Genomic DNA, 14,140 nt, shown 5'->3' with positions numbered 1-14,140 from the left:
AAAGTATCCATCATGTACGACGCACAACCCATGACCACCGCCACCGTCACGCCGCCGCCCCTCGACAAGGGACCGGTGCCTAATCCGATGCCCAAATTGCTGACGGGCGAGGACCTGACCGCCAAGGAAAGCCATCATTTGTTCGAGCGCCTGGTGCTCGGCAAGCTCGAGCCTGCGGAGATCGCGGGCATGCTGATCGCGCTGCGCATGAAGGGCGAGACGGCGGAAGAGATGACTGGCGCGGCGCAGGCGCTACAAGGCGCGGCGACGCCCTTCGATCGCCCCGATGGGCTGTTCGCCGATTGCTGCGGCACGGGCGGTGACGGGTCGAAGCTGATCAACGTGTCGACCGCGACCGGCTTTCTCGCCGCGGCGTGCGGGCTGCCGGTGGTCAAGCACGGCAACCGCTCGGTCAGCTCGCAATGCGGGTCGGCCGACGTGCTCGAAGTGCTCGGATGCCGGCTCGACCAGTCGCCCGAGGCGGCGCGCAAGACGTTTGACGAAACCGGTTTCTGCTTCCTCTTCGCCCCCGCCTATCACCCGGGAATGAAGCATGCCGCGGTGGTGCGGCGGCAACTGGCGGTGCGTACGGTGATGAACATGCTCGGCCCGTGCGTGAACCCGGCGCGGCCGCGCGTGCAGCTGCTGGGCGTGGCCGATGCCACGATGCTTCGACGGATCGCGGCAGTGCTGCAAGGGACGGGGGTCGAGCGGGCGCTGGTGCTGCACGGCTCGGGGCTCGATGAAGTGGCGTTGCATGACGAGACGCGCGCGCTGCTGGTGATCGACGGCGAAATCCGCGAGCTCACGATCACGCCCGAAGATGCGGGGCTGGAACGCCAGCCGCTGAAGGCGGTCGAGGGCGGGACGCCGGCCGAGAATGCCGAGCGCCTGCGCGCGCTGCTCGATGGCAAGGGCGCGAAGGCGGACGCAGACATCACCATTCTCAATACCGCGGCCCTGCTGATGACGGCGGGCAAGGTCGGCGACCTCAAGGAAGGTGCGGATCTCGCGCGCGATACGCTCGCCGCGGGCAAGGCGGGCGCGCTGCTCGACGCCTATGCGGAGGCGACCCGTGGCTGACGTCCTCGCGCGCATCGTCGCGCGCAAACGCGAAGAGGTCGCCGCGCGCCTTTCGGGACCGGTCACCGCCGAGCCGACGACGCGCAGCCTCAAGGCGGCGCTGGCCAAGCCGGGTGCGCGCTTCATCATGGAGATCAAGCCGCGCTCGCCCTCGGGCCATGTGGCGAATCATGAGCCGATGGACGCGCTCGATGCCTATCGACCGGTGGCGGATGCGATCAGCGTGCTGACCGACGAAGAGGATTTCGGCGGCTCGCTCAAACTGCTCGAAGAAATCCGGCGCAATTTTGGCGGGCCGATCCTCGCCAAGGATTTTATCGTCGACGTCGCGCAGGTGAGCGAGGCGCGGCGCGCAGGTGCCGATGCGGTGCTGGTTATGATGTCGGTGCTGGACGATGCGACTGCAGCGGACGTGATGGCCGAGACCAAGCGCTTGTCGATGGACGCGATCGTCGAAGTGCATGACGAGGCCGAAATGGCGCGCGCGACAGTGCTGGGCGCCGAGATCATCGGCATCAACAATCGCGACCTCAAGACGCTCAAGACCGATCTTGCGGTGACCGAACGGCTCGCCCCACTCGCCCCCGAAGGCGCGATCCTGATTTCAGAAAGCGGCGTGTCGTCGCGGGTCGACGTGCAGCGGCTCGGCGCGGTCGTCGACGCATTTCTTGTCGGATCGTCACTGATGGCGGCGGAAGATATCGCGCTGGCGGCGCGCTCGCTGGTTCATGGGCCGGTCAAGCTGTGCGGGCTGACCAGTGTCGAGGATGTTGCCATGGCCGCGCGCTTCGGCGCGACCCATGCGGGCATCATCCTGGTGCCCGAAACGCCGCGCGTCGTCGACGTGGCGGAGGCGCGGGTGCTGTCGCGTGCCGCACGCTCGTTCGGGATGAAGCCCGTGGGCGTGTTACGCAACGAAGAGCCGGAGCGTGTCGCGGAGCTGGCGCGCGTCCTGAAGCTGGCAGCCGTCCAACTGCACGGCGGCGAAGGGGCGACCGATATCGCGCTGCTGCGCACCCTGCTCCCCGAAGGTTGCGAAGTTTGGACGGCTTGTGCCGTGGAAGAAGAGCGCGCCTCGGCTCCCCGTCATGGCGACCGCACCCTGTTCGACCGGCCGGGTGGCGGCACCGGGCGCGTGTTCGACTGGGCGGCGATCGACGGCCGCAGTGACCTGTCGGGCGCCTTCCTCGCCGGAGGGATCACCCCCGCCAACGCCAACGAAGCCTCGCAGGTCGGTGCCTTCGGGATCGATGTCGGCTCTGGCGTCGAGGCGGAGCCACGTCGTAAGGACGCCGCCAAGATCGAGGCGCTGTTCGCGGCGCTACGCCCCAAGTGCCGGAGGACTGCCGCGTGAAGATGGACACCCGTTTCGGGGATTTTGGCGGCGCCTTCGTGCCCGAAATCCTGCTCCCCGCGCTCGAACAGCTCGAGGCGGCCTTCGTCGAGGCGCAGGACGATGACGAGTTTCATCGCGAGCTCGACGAACTGCTCACCAAATATGCCGGGCGCCCGACCCCGCTGACCCGCTGCCGCAACCTCGGCAGCGACAAGGTGCGTATCTACCTGAAGCGTGAGGACCTGCTTCATGGCGGCGCGCACAAAACCAACCAGGTGCTCGCGCAAGCGCTGCTCGCCAAACGGATGGGTAAGACGCGTCTGATCGCGGAGACCGGCGCGGGACAGCATGGCGTCGCCACCGCCATCGCCGGCGCGCTGATGCAGCTCGAGACGCGCATCTACATGGGCGCTGAGGATGTCGAGCGGCAGGCGCTCAACGTCTTTCGGATGGAGCTGATGGGTGCCGAGGTGATCCCGGTCGAAAGTGGCGGCAAAACGCTGAAGGATGCGGTCAACGAGGCGCTGCGCGACTGGACCGGCAGTTTCGAAAACACGCATTATTTGCTCGGCACGGTCGCCGGCCCCCACCCCTTTCCGAGGCTCGTGCGCGATTATCAGCGCGTCATCGGCAAGGAAGCGCGCGAACAGATCCTGGAGGAAGAAGGCCGTCTCCCAGATCAGGTCGTGGCCTGTGTCGGCGGCGGATCGAACGCGATCGGCATCTTCACCGATTTCGTCCCCGACGACACGGTCGAACTGATCGGCTGCGAAGCGGGCGGCAAGGGCGAGCATGCCCATGGCGCTACGCTATCGCGCGGACGGCGCGGTATCCTCCACGGGTCGGAGACGATGCTGCTGCAGGACGAGGATGGGCAGGTGGTCGACAGCCATTCGGTGTCGGCCGGGCTCGACTATCCCGCCGTCGGTCCCGAACATGCGCATCTGATGGCGAGCGGCCGCGCGACCTATGTCGCGGTCGAGGACAAGGCCGCACTCGACGCCTTCCAAACGCTGGCGAAGAGCGAAGGGATCATTCCCGCCTTCGAAAGCGCGCACGCCATCGCGCATGCACTGGTGCTGGCCCAGGAATCGGAATCCGCAGGCGAGGAGCGCATTATCCTCGTCAACCTGTCGGGGCGGGGCGATAAGGATATGGCGCAGGCCCGAGACCTGCTGGGAGCAGGTCAAAGCCAGGCCCAGGCGCGGGAGCTGCTGAAGTGAACCGATATGACGCGATGTTCGCGCGCACCCGCCGCGCGTTCGGCGCCTTCCTGATGATCGGCGATCCCGATCTGGAGACGTCGGCAAAGATGCTCGATGCGGCAGTCGAGGGCGGCGCGGACTTCCTCGAGGTCGGCATTCCCTTCAGCGACCCCGTCGCCGACGGTCCCGTCATCCAGGCCGCAAGCGTCCGTGCGTTGGCGGAAGGCGTGCGCACCGACGATTGCCTCAAGCTGCTCGCCGATTTCCGGAAGAAACATGCGGACATTCCCGTGGGAATCCTCACCTACGCCAATATCGTGATCGCGCGCGGCACGGGACAGTTCGCGGGCGAACTGAAGTCGGCGGGGGTGGACAGCCTGCTGATCGCAGACATCCCGTCGGTCGAGATCGCGCCCTACGCCTCGTCGATCGCGGCAGCGGGCATCGACCCGGTGCTCATCGCCGCGCCCAACACCAGCGATGAGGCGCTGGCGATTCTCGCGAAACATGGCCGCGGCTACACCTATTGCGTCGCGCGCAAGGGCGTGACGGGAGCGAAAAGCGACATGGAGCTGGAGCATGAGGGCCTGTTCCGCCGGTTGGAGGCGCTGGGTGCACCCCCGCCCGTGCTCGGCTTCGGCATCTCCACCCGGCCGCAGGTCGAAGCCGCCTTCGACAGCGGCGCGGCCGGCGCGATCAGCGGCTCGGCCATCGTCGATGCAGCGGCAAAAGCGGACGATCCGGTCGCGGCGGTGCGGGAAAAAGTGTCCGAGCTATCCGGCCAGTCGCTTGATCGCGGCAACGGCGGTGGCGAAGTCGCCTGCCTCTATGTCGCCCGATAGCTCCTCCTCCGGCCGCGAATAGCCGTAAGTGACGAACAGGAAGGTCACGCTGGCATTGGCGGCGAGGCGGTGATCGCTGACGCTGTCGCCGACGAGGAGAGAGCGTGCTCGCGTGCCGCCGACCAGCGCGAGGGTGGCGTCGTAATGGGCGGGATCGGGCTTGCAGGCGCCCCGGTCGCCGCCGAGCATGCCAGCGAAGAAGCGCGCGAGGCCGGTATCTTCGGTCACGCGCTCGACCAGCCGATGTGGCTTGGCCGAGCAGATGGTGAGGCGAATGTTCGCGTCGCGTAGCCGCTCGAGCCCGTCGATCACGCCGGGATAGAGCGCGTCGGGCGTGGTCTTCATCGCGGCATAACGATCGCGAAACTCGGCGACGTCGGCGACCGGGTCGCGCGCGGCCTCGCCGAGCAAGGCGGGCACCATGACCTCCCCCTTGATCCCCGCATATTGGCGGCACAGCGCGATTGGGACGGGTCGGTCGAGGCCGCGGTCGGCGCGCATGGCGTCGATGATCGCCTCGCACTGGCCCGCGCTGTCGACCAGCGTGCCGTCCATGTCGAATACCGCGTCGAACGTCATGGCAGGTCGGTCATCCGTTTGCGCCCGACGGGCTTCCACGGTTGCTTGAGTTGCTTGGGAAAGCGATCGCGCAGCTTCCAAAGCCAGCCGACGCGGCGCGGTGCGATGGGGCGGACGCTGAGCGGATCACCGCCGAGCCAGGGGAGGAAGGGGTTGCGGCGGCTATAGGCCCAGATTTCCACGCGGGTGAGGTCGGGGCCGGAGGGGCCGCGCGCATGGAATCCGAACGTGTCGGCGACGACCAACGTGTTGGCCTTGACCGCCAGCTCCTCGGGTTCGCCCAGCCCCATCCGGCGCAAATCCTCGGCGCTGGCGCGAAACGATCCGCGGCGGGTGAGGCGGTCGCGCTCCTCAAGCGAGGTCGCGACCTCGTGATGCCAGGCAAGCCGTTCGGGCGTCAGCCGGTGCGAGCCGCGGACATAGCTGAAGGCGCCATCGCCCGCCGCGACATCCTCGAGAAACAGCCAAGCCTTCATCGAACTGTGGAAGGTGTCGGCATGGGGTTTGACCTGCGGGTCGGGCGTGCCGTCGCCGCGCTTGAGGATCGACTGGAGATAGTAGAGCGGTTCGACGTCGAAGCTGGAGACGTAGCGGAGCAGCCAGCGGAACCAGTCGGCGCGCAGCAGGCGGTCGAGAGCCGGGAGGGAATCGAGCATGGCGGGGTCGATGGCGGCTCGGCGCGTGATCGTGTCGCCCTGCACCATGTCGCGCACGTCCCATCTGCGCGACAGAATCGCATCGCGTAGCGCGGCAAATTCGCCTTCAGCAATCGCATTCTCGACCACCACGAACCCGTCGCGCGCGAACTGCTCACGCCATTCGGGGCGGACCTTGCTTTCCATGTGGCGACGACGCGAAGCCGTCAGGCGCGCAGCCTGCGCGACCCGCCAGCGGTGCAATCCGGCCTTGTTCAATCGCTTGGACGCCACCGGACCTGCGCCATCGAGCGCGCTTGCCCCCGTCAGGATGGCCGGCGCGTACAAAACCGACTTGGCGGCGCGCGCAAAAGAGCGAAAAATAGTCATCAGGTCGAACTTGACGTAGGTTGGCGCTATTCACACAGTGTTCAAGCGAAATCGCGTTGGGGGATTTCATCATGGCAAAGTCGATGGACGCGCTGTAATGGCCGCCAACTCCTTCGTCCAACAGAGGAAATTCCGAACAGCGGCATGAGCGAACGCAGTCCCCTGCAGATCACGCGTCACGTCTGGAAAGCGCTTTTCCTGCGCGAGGCGACCGTGCGCCTGTTCGGGACGCGCGCGGCCTGGGTGTGGCTGCTGGTCGAGCCGCTGGCGCACCTCGCCTTCCTGACTTTCCTGTTCGCGGTGATCCGTCAGCGCGAAATCGGCGGCATCGATATCGTGCCCTGGCTGGTGATCGGTCTGGTCGGATTCTTCACCTTCCGGCGCACGGCAGCGCAGATGAGCCAGGCTATCGATTCCAATCGCGCGCTGTTCACCTATCGCCAGGTCATTCCGTTCGACACGGTGATGATCCGCGGCATTCTCGAGGGGCTGATCATGCTCGCGACGCTGTTCGTCGCGGCGACCGGCCTGTGGCTCTACGGCTGGAACGTCATCCCCGACGATCCGCTGACCTTCATCGTGGCGATGGCGGGCCTGTGGCTGCTTGGAGCAGGGCTCGGCCTGCTGGTCGCAGTGGTCGCCGAGCTGGCCAAGGAAGTGCACAAGATCATCGCGATCATCTTCCTTCCGCTTTACCTGCTTTCGGGTGTGATCCTGCCGCTGATGATCGTGCCGCCGCAGTATCGCGCCTATCTGATGATCAACCCGATCCCGCACGGGTTGGAAAGCGCGCGCTCGGCCTTCGCCTCCTTCTATCACGCGCCGCCCGAGACCGATCTTGCCTATCTCTACCTGTGGGTGCTCGGATTCTTCGTCGCGGCGTTGCTTCTTTATCGTCGCTTCACGCGCAAGGTGTTCGCGCAATGATCCGGGTCGAGAATCTTGGGAAGGCCTATCCCTCGCGCACGGGCAAACCCAAATGGGTGTTCCGCAATCTGAATTTCGAGATTCCGACCAATGCCAATGTCGGCATCATCGGGCGCAACGGGGCAGGCAAGTCGACGCTGCTGCGCCTGATCGCCGGGTCGGACCGCCCGACCGAGGGCCAGGTCGTGCGCGACGCACGCGTATCTTGGCCCGTCGGCTTCGGTGGCGGGCTGCAGGGATCGCTGACCGGACGGCAGAACGCGCAGTTCGTGTGCCGCGTGCAGGGGCGCGAGCATGATTCGGAGCGAATCCTCGAGGAAATCAAGGAATTCACCAATGTCGGCGACAATTTCGACGAGCCGGTGAAGACCTATTCGGACGGCATGAAGGCGCGCATCAAATTCGCCATGTCGCTGGCATTCGAATTCGACGTCTACCTGTCGGACGAGATCACCTCGGTCGGCGACACGGGTTTTCGCCGCAAGGCCGGCGAGCGTTTTCGCGCCATGGTCGGCAAGGCGGGGCTCATCATGGTCTCGCACAGCGAGGGACAATTGCGCGAATTTTGCGATTCCGGGATTTTGATCCAGGACGGCAACGCCTATTGGCACGACGACATCGACGATGCGCTCAAGGCGTATGACGCGACATTGCACAAGTAATCGGTTAGGGTTCGAGCAAGTATGAATGCGGAAGGGCAACAGGGGATGACCACCCGAATAGAGGATGGCCGCTCGCGCGCGTCGCGAGGCGTTGCGAGCGCCCGGACTCGTGCGATCGAATTCTGGTCGCGATTGCGTCGCCAGCCGCTGATGGCGGCGGCCTTCGTCTTCTCGCTGGTGAGCACCTTCTACTGGCTGGCGATCGCGTCAGACCGCTACGTGTCCGAGGCGCGCGTGGTGGTGCAAAAGACCGACCTTGCCGCCACCGCCGCGCCCGATCTCGGCGCGCTGCTCCTGGGTGACATGACCGGCAACCGGTCGGACCAGCTGATGATGCGCGAGCATCTCCTCTCACGCGACATGATGACCAAGCTGGAAGACCAGCTGTCGCTCGAAGACCATTATTCGCAATGGTCGATCGATCCCTTCTCGCGGCTGGCCTTCGCCAATAGCCGAAACGATCTCTACGAATATTACCAGGATCGCGTGACCGTCGAATTCGACGAATATGCCGGCGTCCTCGTCGTGCGCGCGCAGGCGTTCAATCCAGAGATGGCCGAAGCCATGACCACGACCATGGTCGAGGAAGGCGCGTCGTTCATGAACAGCTCGGCCAACCAGCTGGCGCAGGAGCAGGTCGAGTTCCTCCGCGGCCAGGTCGACGCGCTTGAAGCGCGGGCACGCGAAGCCCGCCAAGCCGTCATATCCTTCCAGAACCGCGAGCGCATCGCCTCGCCCGAGGCGCAGGCACAAACGGTGGCAACGGTCATCGCCCAGCTCGAGGCGCGCAAGAGCGAACTGCAGGTGCAATTGGCCTCGCAGAGCGCCTTCCTGGTCGACGATCATCCAATCCTGGTCGAATTGCGTCGGCAGATCGCCGCTATCGACCGCCAGATCGCGACGCAGAATAGTCGCCTCGCGGGTCCGCGCGGCGGGACGCTCAACACCACGATGGAGCAGTTCGCGATCCTCGAGGCGGATGCCAAGTTCGCCGAGGAACTGTATCGCACCGCGCTCGCTGCGCTCGAGAAGGGTCAGGTCGAAAGCACGCGCACGATCAAGACCCTCTCGGTCATCCAGCAGCCCAACCTGCCCGACGAAGCGGAACTTCCGGACCGCCTGCGCAATTCGCTCGTCACCATCATCCTCGCTTTCCTCATCGCCGGCGTGTTGCAATTGCTGGTGATGATCATTCGGGACCATCGGGACTAAGTCATATGAAGATCCTCTCCTCCCTATTCATGGCCTGCGCGCTGGTGGCGGCGTCTTTCGCCTCCGCGCCTGCCTCCGCCCAGGATTCGGGCCTGCCGCTGTTCGGATTCGAACGGCCGCAGCAGGAAACCACGCCCACAGCCCCGACCGAGGTTCCGACGACGCAGGACGAACCCGTCATCGTGCCCGTCGAAGCGCCGCAGGCCGCAGACTATGCCGCGAACGAGGCAAGCCGGGTGTTCGGGTCGCAGCTTTTCACCGGCGCGTTCGCGCGGGAGGCCGCCGCGGACTTCAACGCCGACTATGCGATCAATGTCGGCGATACCGTCAACGTGCGCCTGTGGGGTGGCTATAATTACGAGAGCGCGCTGACCGTCGATGCGCAGGGCAATATCTTCCTGCCCAATGTCGGCCCGATCCGCCTGCTGGGCGTCCGCAATGCCGACCTCCAGCCGGTCGTCGAACAGGCGGTCAGCGGCACCTTCCGCTCGAACGTCCAGGTCTATGCCGCGCTCGCCGAAGCGCAGCCGGTCCGCGTATTCGTCGGCGGCTTCGTCAACCGGCCCGGCGCCTATGCAGGCACCAGCATGGATTCGGTGCTCCATTATCTCGACCAGGCCGGCGGCGTGGATCCCGAGCGCGGCTCGTTCCTCGAGATCGAGATCAAGCGTGGCGGAATGACCCGTGCGCGGATCAACCTTTACGACTTCCTGCTCTACGGAAACCTGCCGCAAGTGCAGCTGGGCAATGGCGACGTGATCTTCGTCGCGCCGCGCAACAGCATGGTCGACGTGACGGGAATGGCGGAAAATCCGAACATTTTCGAATTTATCGGTCCCGAAATCTCGCTCTCGCAAATCGCGGAATATGCCCGCCCCAAGCCGGGCGCGACCCATGTTCGCGTGACGCGCAACACCGGCACGATACGCAACGTCGACTATTATCCGCTGGGCGAAGCGCCCGCGATCGCACTGGGCAATGGCGACCAGGTCGCCTTCACCGCCGACAAGCGGCCAGGCACGATCACGGTTCGGGTCGAAGGCGAGCATGACAGCCCGCAGGAATTCGTCCTGCCCTATGGCAGCCGGATGGGAGACGTGTTGTCGCTGATCCAGTATACCGAGCGCTCGGCCTACTGGAACGTCCAGCTGTTCCGCGTCAGCGTGAAGGAGCGCCAGGCCGAAGCACTCGAGACCTCGCTGCTCGCGCTCGAGAAGGCGGCGCTGACCGGCCGCTCGGGCACAGCCGAGGAGGCGCGGCTTCGCGCCGAAGAGGCCGAATTGCTGCTGCAATTCGTCGAACGGGCGCGCGAGGTCGAGCCAAAGGGCCGCGTGTTGATTGCCAAGTCGGACGCGCGCGACGACCTTCTGCTCGAGAATGGAGATATCATCTACATCCCCGCGCGCGACGGGCTCGTGCTCGTCAACGGGGAGGTCATGTTCCCCAACGCCATCGCCTATAACGACAGCTACGATGTCGACGATTATGTCAGGCAGGCAGGGGGTTATACCAACAAGGCGAGCGCCCGCCGCGTCATTATCGCGCACCAGGACGGCAGCTTCACCATCGCCGAAGGAAAGGCCAAGCGCGCGCGCTATATCAACGCGGGCGACGAGATCATGGTCATGCCCGAAGTTGACAGCAAGGGACGCCAGATCTTCAAGGAGCTGACGCAAATCCTTTATCAAGTTGCAGTGAGCGCCGGCGTGGTGTTGGGACTTTAGGCAGACAAACGCTAATTTTGGCGCTAAACATGCATCAAGTAGTGCTTTCGAAGGGAATCGCGGGTCTTGGCCATCGTTCGTCAACTGACTGACCAAGCCAGTTTGCATGTCGCGGAACGGTCACCGCGGATCCTGCTCTTGCAGGGCCCCGTCGGTCCGTTTTTCAGCCGCTTGCAGCAGGCGCTCGAGGCGCGCGGTGCCGACGTCACACGTGTGTTGTTCAACAGCGGCGACAAGCTGTTCGGACCGCGCCGCAACACGGTCCGCTTTACCGGCAGCGTCGAAGCCTGGCACGAATGGCTGGAAACTCGCTTCGCCGAGGAACGGCCCGACGCCATCATCCTGTTCGGCGCCAAGCGACCTGCCCACCGCATCGCCCGCGAAGTCGCCGCGCGCGAGGGGATCGAGATCGTCTCGCTCGAGGAAGGCTATCTGCGCTCGGGCTTCGTGACCTGCGAGGTGGGCGGCAATAACGACCTGTCGCCCGTATGCGGGTTGGTCCCCGAGCCCGAGGAAGAGATTGCCGCGCCCGCATCGGCCAATCTCGGGTCGAGCTTTAGGATCATGAGCCTCTACGGCTTCCTCTATTACGGACACCGGATCCTGTTCACGCCCAAGAGCGACGAGCCGCTGATCCATCGCCCGCTGCGCAGCGTCGTGCCCGAGGGGCTGTTCTGGCTGCGCAACGTGCTGCGGCTGGTCGGGAGCAAGATTTCCGAAGCGGGGATCATCCAGCGCCTCACCGAGGGGTTGGACAAGGATTATTTCCTCATCCCGCTGCAGATGCCCAGCGACAGCCAGATGGGCGCAGCGGCGCGCGGCTGGAACATCGAACGGCTGGTAGATGCGACCATCCGCAGCTTTGCGAAGACGGGAACAGCGTCGCGGCTCGTCTTCAAGCTCCATCCGCTCGACGGTCATGCGCGGTCGCGCGAGAACCGGATCCGAGAGATCGCCGAGGCGCATGGGGTGAGCGAGCGGGTCTCGATCCTTCACTCCGGGTCGATCGCGCAGCTGGCCATCCATTCCAAGGGCATGATCGTCATCAATTCGACCAGCGGGATGACTGCGATCCATCACGGGACGCCGCTGCTGGTGATGGGCGAGGCCGTGTTCCGCAATCCCGCGCTGGTCCAGTGCGGGCAGGACGAGGGCGATATCGAGGCGTTCATGGTCGACCAGTGGGTCGCCGACGAGGCCACGCGTCGACGCTACGAACAATTTCTGGCGCGCGAGGCGCTGGCGCCGGGCGATTATTATGGATCGCGCGGGTCGAAGATCGCAGCGGCAGCCATTGCCGAGAAGGTCATCGAGCGGGCGACCGCGGCCGATAGCGCGAGCGACGCTAGCGATCGCGCCATTTCACCCAGCGCGTAACCACGAAATTGAACGCCCTGCGCGGTAGCGACCGCTGGGCGGGGCGGCCGCCGGCAAGGTCAGCCAGTTCGACGAGGATATCTTCGGGCGAAGCGAACATCCGGCCGCGCGGACTGAAATAGCGCGGATAGTCGATCAACGTGGCATGGACGAGCTCGTCGAGCGTGCGCTGCGCCGTGCGTCGCGGACAGTCGATGCGGTCGTCGGTCAGGCCCCATCCGGCGTAGAAGGGGAGCCCGTGGCAGGTGACCTTTACGCCGCGCAGCAGCGCCTCGAACCCCATCAGGGAGGTCATGGTGTGGACGTGATCGACCGTCTCGAGCAAGGCGACGGGATCGGCATGTTCGATCAGCTCGTCATAGGGCAGGTCCGGGGCGGTGAAATCGGTGCCCTGCTGGCGAAGACCGGCCAGCACGTCAGGGTGCGGCTTGTAGACGATATAGTCGTCTGGATGTTCGGCACGCACCCGCTTGAGCAGTTCGGCATTGGTGCGCACGTCGGGTGAGCCGAAGCGAATTGAGGCGTCGCCTTCGACCTGGCCGACGACGAGCACGACCTTGCGGTCGCCATCGGGCCGGCGCCAGGCGGTGCCACCGAGATTATACTTGTTGAGCCGCGCATCGATGATCGAGCGGCGAAGGTTTGCGGCGCGCTCGCGCTGTTCGTCGTCATAGTCGCTGTGCTGCAACACCTGCTCGAGCCGCGAGGGCGTGCTGGCATCGTAGTAGATGCCGACATCGTCGAGCACGAGCGACAGCGGGCGGACTAGGTTCGCGCCGAGCCCCGACGAGCGCAGGAAGCCGTCTTCGATCCGCAGGATGTTGAGGTCGTCGCGATCCTGTGGTGCGGGTTTCCGGCCCCACAAGATCAAGGTGGCGCCTTCGGGAATCTCCTTTGCGCTTGCGACGAAGCGGACGGTGCTGCCTTGCAGGAAGTCCGCGATGAAGGGTCGCTTCCAGCGGGAAAAGCCCATGGCGAAGACGATGGCGGGCTGCTGGCGACGTAGCGCGATATTGGCACCGACAAGGTCCATCGCGCTCTCGGCCTCGATCTCTTGCTGGCGAACCGGATGCCAGTAGCGCGGATAGTCGATGAGCGCGGCGTGTACGAGCTGTTCGAGTGGGACGTCGACGCGGCCGTCCCAGTTAAGCGCGTCGGAGGTAAGCCCCCATCCGGCGTAGAAGGGCATGCCGAAAACGTGGACCGGCTTGCCATGCATCAGCACCTCGAAGCCAACTTGCGAGGTGACCGTGAAGACCGCCTCGGCGCGCTCGATCAGGCTGGCGACGTGGCTGTGGTCGGCGATCATGTGGATACGCGGGTTGGTCGACAGGCGGGCAAGATCGAAATGGCTCTTGCGCGGTTTCCCGGTGGCGTCGGGGTGCGCCTTAAGCACGACGTCGACGTCCGGATCGTGTTCGAGCGCGGCGGCAAGCATCGCCTCGAACGACTTCTGGTCGGCACGCCCGTGACGGATCGACAGGTCGCCCTGCACCTGGTCGATCACGAGCACGAAACGGTCGGGAAGGGGGCCGTCATAGGGTCGACCGCCATTATATTTAGAGAGGCCGAGTTTGCGCCATCGGGTTGCCAGCGAAGCAGCGCGTTCCCGCTCCTCGGCAGATAGAGGCTTTCGGATGAGGTCGAACAGGCGGCTATTGGAGCTTGCATCGTAGTAGATGCCGTCCTGGTCGAGCGCGATGCCGATCTCGGCACCGTCGCGATCGACCGAGCGCAGGAAGCCGTCCTCGATCAGGAGATGGCGAGCGCCCTTGCGTTTCGCCACTGACACGGCCTTGCGCCCCGACTTGCGGTAGCCCCAGCCAATGACGAGGTCGCCCACTGCCACTTCGCGCGCCCAGGCCCAGCGCGGCCATTGGCCGAGGAAGGCGGCGAGCGAAGGCTTGATGCTGAGCTTGCGCGACGGCGTGACGGGCGTGTCGGCGCCTACGTCCGGAAAGCGGTCGTCTCGTGCGCCAGCGGGCGCGGATCGGTCGGCGGCGCGAGCCCATGACTGCACCGGGCTACGGCCGGGAAGCACATAGCTGAGCCAGACGAGCGGGGCATGGCGCGAGTCGGCGAAATAGGCGCGCGGATTGCCGAGGAAGGCCTTGGGGCCGCCGCCGCTCGCCAGCGCGTTCATTGTCGTCTTGTCGTCCATGCGGGCG

12 protein-coding genes are annotated in these 14,140 nt (G+C 65.3%); 9 read left to right on the top strand and 3 right to left on the bottom strand.

All coding sequences use genetic code 11. The features are described from left to right. The first annotated feature begins 12 nt into the window (after nucleotides 1–12). From trpD to trpA, 4 genes are read left to right on the top strand one after another with little or no spacing between them, the layout of a single operon-like run. Complete coding sequence (gene trpD / locus KTQ36_RS01535; RefSeq protein ID WP_218632012.1) at nucleotides 13–1,083, top strand: anthranilate phosphoribosyltransferase; 1,071 nt, start codon at nucleotides 13–15, stop codon at nucleotides 1,081–1,083. Then, nucleotides 1,076–2,437 (top strand): bifunctional indole-3-glycerol-phosphate synthase TrpC/phosphoribosylanthranilate isomerase TrpF, encoded by a 1,362-nt coding sequence (trpCF, locus tag KTQ36_RS01530; RefSeq protein WP_218632011.1) that lies wholly within the window; start codon nucleotides 1,076–1,078, stop codon nucleotides 2,435–2,437. Before trpD ends, trpCF begins: the two co-directional genes overlap by 8 nt. 2 nt (nucleotides 2,438–2,439) lie before the next feature. Continuing rightward, complete coding sequence (trpB, locus tag KTQ36_RS01525) at nucleotides 2,440–3,642, top strand: tryptophan synthase subunit beta (protein WP_218633773.1); 1,203 nt, start codon at nucleotides 2,440–2,442, stop codon at nucleotides 3,640–3,642. Continuing rightward, a complete protein-coding gene (gene trpA, locus KTQ36_RS01520; protein ID WP_218632010.1) occupies nucleotides 3,639–4,466 on the top strand; it encodes a tryptophan synthase subunit alpha in 828 nt (275 codons plus the stop codon). The genes trpB and trpA overlap by 4 nt, the downstream gene beginning before the upstream one ends. Here trpA and KTQ36_RS01515 read toward each other — a convergent pair. Then, the gene (locus tag KTQ36_RS01515; protein ID WP_218632009.1) at nucleotides 4,398–5,045 is read right to left on the bottom strand and encodes an HAD family hydrolase; all 648 of its coding nucleotides are present in this window, start codon (nucleotides 5,043–5,045) and stop codon (nucleotides 4,398–4,400) included. The two genes, trpA and KTQ36_RS01515, sit on opposite strands and share 69 nt — an antisense overlap. Next, nucleotides 5,042–6,070, bottom strand: a complete 1,029-nt coding sequence (locus tag KTQ36_RS01510; protein WP_218632008.1) for a phytanoyl-CoA dioxygenase family protein — start codon at nucleotides 6,068–6,070, stop codon at nucleotides 5,042–5,044. Before KTQ36_RS01510 ends, KTQ36_RS01515 begins: the two co-directional genes overlap by 4 nt. 144 nt (nucleotides 6,071–6,214) lie before the next feature. Between KTQ36_RS01510 and KTQ36_RS01505 the strand changes: the two genes are divergently transcribed. The 5 genes from KTQ36_RS01505 to KTQ36_RS01485 all read left to right on the top strand — a co-directional run bounded on the left by KTQ36_RS01505 (nucleotide 6,215) and on the right by KTQ36_RS01485 (nucleotide 11,972). Further along, nucleotides 6,215–6,997, top strand: coding sequence for an ABC transporter permease (locus tag KTQ36_RS01505; protein ID WP_218632007.1), 783 nt, complete (start codon nucleotides 6,215–6,217; stop codon nucleotides 6,995–6,997). Further along, nucleotides 6,994–7,659, top strand: a complete 666-nt coding sequence (locus KTQ36_RS01500; RefSeq protein ID WP_218632006.1) for an ABC transporter ATP-binding protein — start codon at nucleotides 6,994–6,996, stop codon at nucleotides 7,657–7,659. Before KTQ36_RS01505 ends, KTQ36_RS01500 begins: the two co-directional genes overlap by 4 nt. A 45-nt stretch (nucleotides 7,660–7,704) precedes the next feature. Continuing rightward, nucleotides 7,705–8,871: a KpsE/RkpR family capsule polysaccharide export protein gene (locus KTQ36_RS01495; RefSeq protein ID WP_218632005.1), complete on the top strand. Its 1,167-nt coding sequence runs from the start codon at nucleotides 7,705–7,707 to the stop codon at nucleotides 8,869–8,871. Between the two features lie 5 nt (nucleotides 8,872–8,876). Next, nucleotides 8,877–10,595, top strand: coding sequence for a polysaccharide biosynthesis/export family protein (locus KTQ36_RS01490; protein ID WP_218632004.1), 1,719 nt, complete (start codon nucleotides 8,877–8,879; stop codon nucleotides 10,593–10,595). A gap of 66 nt (nucleotides 10,596–10,661) precedes the next feature. Beyond that, the gene (locus KTQ36_RS01485) at nucleotides 10,662–11,972 is read left to right on the top strand and encodes a capsular polysaccharide export protein, LipB/KpsS family (RefSeq protein WP_218632003.1); all 1,311 of its coding nucleotides are present in this window, start codon (nucleotides 10,662–10,664) and stop codon (nucleotides 11,970–11,972) included. Here KTQ36_RS01485 and KTQ36_RS01480 read toward each other — a convergent pair. After that, nucleotides 11,941–14,133 (bottom strand): capsular polysaccharide biosynthesis protein, encoded by a 2,193-nt coding sequence (locus KTQ36_RS01480; RefSeq protein WP_218632002.1) that lies wholly within the window; start codon nucleotides 14,131–14,133, stop codon nucleotides 11,941–11,943. The genes KTQ36_RS01485 and KTQ36_RS01480 overlap by 32 nt on opposite strands. Nucleotides 14,134–14,140 lie beyond the last annotated feature (7 nt).

This window comes from Sphingomicrobium clamense, assembly GCF_019264355.1.
In the GTDB taxonomy this organism is placed as follows: domain Bacteria; phylum Pseudomonadota; class Alphaproteobacteria; order Sphingomonadales; family Sphingomonadaceae; genus Sphingomicrobium; species Sphingomicrobium clamense.
This window is presented reverse-complemented; position numbering and strand designations above follow the sequence as displayed.

Excerpts from the sequence above, each read along its gene's own strand:
- KTQ36_RS01505 (WP_218632007.1), top strand. The coding sequence starts at position 6,215 with ATGAGCGAACGCAGTCCCCTGCAGATCACGCGTCACGTCTGGAAAGCG.
- trpB (WP_218633773.1), top strand. The coding sequence starts at position 2,440 with ATGGACACCCGTTTCGGGGATTTTGGCGGCGCCTTCGTGCCCGAAATC.
- trpD (WP_218632012.1), top strand. The coding sequence starts at position 13 with ATGTACGACGCACAACCCATGACCACCGCCACCGTCACGCCGCCGCCC.
- KTQ36_RS01480 (WP_218632002.1), bottom strand. The coding sequence starts at position 14,133 with ATGGACGACAAGACGACAATGAACGCGCTGGCGAGCGGCGGCGGCCCC.
- KTQ36_RS01495 (WP_218632005.1), top strand. The coding sequence starts at position 7,705 with ATGACCACCCGAATAGAGGATGGCCGCTCGCGCGCGTCGCGAGGCGTT.
- KTQ36_RS01510 (WP_218632008.1), bottom strand. The coding sequence starts at position 6,070 with ATGACTATTTTTCGCTCTTTTGCGCGCGCCGCCAAGTCGGTTTTGTAC.
- KTQ36_RS01515 (WP_218632009.1), bottom strand. The coding sequence starts at position 5,045 with ATGACGTTCGACGCGGTATTCGACATGGACGGCACGCTGGTCGACAGC.
- KTQ36_RS01500 (WP_218632006.1), top strand. The coding sequence starts at position 6,994 with ATGATCCGGGTCGAGAATCTTGGGAAGGCCTATCCCTCGCGCACGGGC.
- KTQ36_RS01490 (WP_218632004.1), top strand. The coding sequence starts at position 8,877 with ATGAAGATCCTCTCCTCCCTATTCATGGCCTGCGCGCTGGTGGCGGCG.